This is a genomic window from Niallia nealsonii, assembly GCF_002835805.1.
Lineage (GTDB): Bacteria > Bacillota > Bacilli > Bacillales > Cytobacillaceae > Niallia > Niallia nealsonii.
Map to the genome: position 1 here is coordinate 1 of NZ_PISE01000081.1, position 2,478 is coordinate 2,478.

A 2,478-nucleotide genomic window follows, 5' to 3' on the forward strand; every position below is an offset into this window, starting at 1 on the left:
TGACTATCTCATAAATTGGTGTTGTTTATGGCATCATAAAAATGTGAGTTACGGCATTTAATTTGTGCAGCGCCTACGGCGCTGCACAAATTAAAAAAACCACTTGTCAACATTCCAAAATACACATACACTTCCTGTTGGGACAATCAAGTGCAGGAGGTATTAAGGAGATGTTGGCAGTGGCCGAGATTAATTATATCAGACATGAAGTAAACATAAAAGACGGGAATTATTCGGAAATAGCTAAGCGAATGGGAAGAGATCCTAGAACGGTAAAGAAGTATGCAGATCAAGAAGATTTCAACCTAGAGATTAGACCGAAGCAAACTAGACCATCTCCAGTGATGGATTCAGTGAAACCAATTATTGACGAATGGTTACTAGAGGATTTTAAACTAAAGAAGAAGTTTCGTAGAACAGCAAAGAGAATGTGGGAACAGCTGAAAGAGGACTTTGCTTTCAAAGGATCTGATCGTACAGTTCGAGACTATGTGTCAAACAGGAAGAAAGAATTGTTAAATGAATCAAGCCAAGCAGCATTACCACTAGAGAACAGACCGGGTGCTGCCCAAGTAGACTTTGGAGAAGCTCCATTCAAGTATCAAGGAGAACAGATCGTCTTACCGTATCTTGTGTTATCTTACCCATATAGCAACGCATTTTACTTTCAAGTATTCCCTTCCCAAAACAGAGAATGTTTCTTAGAAGGGTTAAAGCGTATATTTCATCACATGGGAGGAGTTCCTAAAACGATCAGATTTGATAATCTGTCAGCTGCCGTAAAGAAGGTACTGCCAAATGGGGAACGGCAGTTGACAGAGGGGTTCCAGAACTTCGTTCTTCACTACGGGTTTGAGTGCGAATTTTGTAATCCAAACAGTGGCAATGAAAAAGGCCATGTAGAGGCCATGGTGAAATATGTAAGAAACAATTTCTTACTCCCGAGTCTTCATGTATTGGATCTAGATGAACTTAATAAAATGTTGTGGAAAAAAGCTGAAAAAGATCGAGAAAGAAAACATTACGAAAAGGAATCTTTAATCTCAAAATTATTTGAGGATGATCGGAAGGCTTGTCTGGTTCTCCCCACTAAGGAATACCAATGTATAAGATACGAAACTTTGAAAGCCGATAAGTATGGTTACGTAAAGTTAGATAAAAACCTATATTCAACCTCACCGAGGTTCGCATTAAGTAAGGTTCTTATAAGAATTTCGTATAATAAGATTGACATTCTGATCGATAATCATGAATTGGTAGTGAGTCATTCGAGATTGTATGGACAGTACAGAAAATCAATGAAATGGCAGCCATATCTAAATTTGATGGCCAAACGCCCTATGGCACTCAAATATACTAGTTTTTATGAGCAGTTACCTCCCGAATGGCAAACATATTTTCATTCTTGTACTACTTCTGAAAAATCAGAGGCCTTGAAATTGTTGGGAACGTTATTGAAAGATTACGACTTTAATAGAATTACAGAGGCTCTAAATATTGCATCAGAGCATGGTCATCCTTCTGTTGAATCAATTAAACAGGTGTTCTATCAGATCATTAATGGACGAGGAATTCGGGAAGAGTTACATATCCAAAAGCCATTACCAAGTATGCCTATAGCAACAAGAGGTCTACAGCATTATGACCAGCTTCTGAAAGGAGCTGAATGAAATTGAACGCACAAATTCAAGAGTACGCTAAACGTTTGAAATTAAGTTGGATTAGAGAACATTATCATGAGTTAGAAGCATCATCCAATGAGAATTATTTACTTCAGCTATTTGAGAAAGAAATAGAGCAACGTGAAGAACGAAAGGTGAATTTACTGCTTACACAAGCTACACTCCCCAAAGCCAGTGGAAATCCTTTTGATTGGAAAGATATTGTCCTCACTGCAGGTATGGATAAGGAGGACTTATTGAACGGAACGTTCATAGAACAGCAAGAAAATCTAATTTTTTATGGTGGTGTTGGTACGGGTAAAACGTACTTAGCATCACTCATTGGACTTAATGCCATACAGAAGTATGGCAGACCAATTAAATTCTATACAGTGGCATCATTAGTCAATAAATTATTAGAGGCAAATGAAAAAGGAAATCTTAATAAGCTTTTTAAGCAGATTGAAAAGTTAGACCTTTTGATTTTGGACGAATTAGGGTACATTCCATTGCATAAACAAGGAGCTGAGTTACTCTTCCAGGTCATCGCCATGTGTTATGAAACCAAAAGTATCATCATTACTACTAACTTACAGTTTGGTCAATGGAATCACATATTTGGCGATCCTATTTTAACGGAAGCAGTTATCGATCGACTTATTCATCACTCACATTTGATCGTATTTAAGGGCGATAGTCATCGCTATAAGGAGTCAATCATACAGAGTTAAATTATTGTTGGCAAGTGGTTACGTTTTTGAATTCCGTTAAATACATTTTTTACTTACCAAATACACCGATTTGAAGCATGTAAGCT

At 37.3% G+C, this 2,478-nt stretch carries 2 protein-coding genes; both read left to right on the top strand.

What is annotated here, in order from left to right; translation table 11 throughout:
- Nucleotides 1-170: 170 nt before the first annotated feature.
- A complete protein-coding gene (istA, locus tag CWS01_RS22050) occupies nt 171-1,670 on the top strand; it encodes an IS21 family transposase (protein ID WP_101179723.1) in 1,500 nt (499 codons plus the stop codon).
- A 2-nt stretch (nt 1,671-1,672) separates the two neighbouring features.
- A complete protein-coding gene (istB, locus tag CWS01_RS22055) occupies nt 1,673-2,392 on the top strand; it encodes an IS21-like element helper ATPase IstB (RefSeq protein WP_101179725.1) in 720 nt (239 codons plus the stop codon).
- Nucleotides 2,393-2,478 lie beyond the last annotated feature (86 nt).

What these genes read in the sequence shown, in the direction of transcription:
- istA (WP_101179723.1), top strand. Translation starts at nt 171, where the DNA reads ATGTTGGCAGTGGCCGAGATTAATTATATCAGACATGAAGTAAACATA.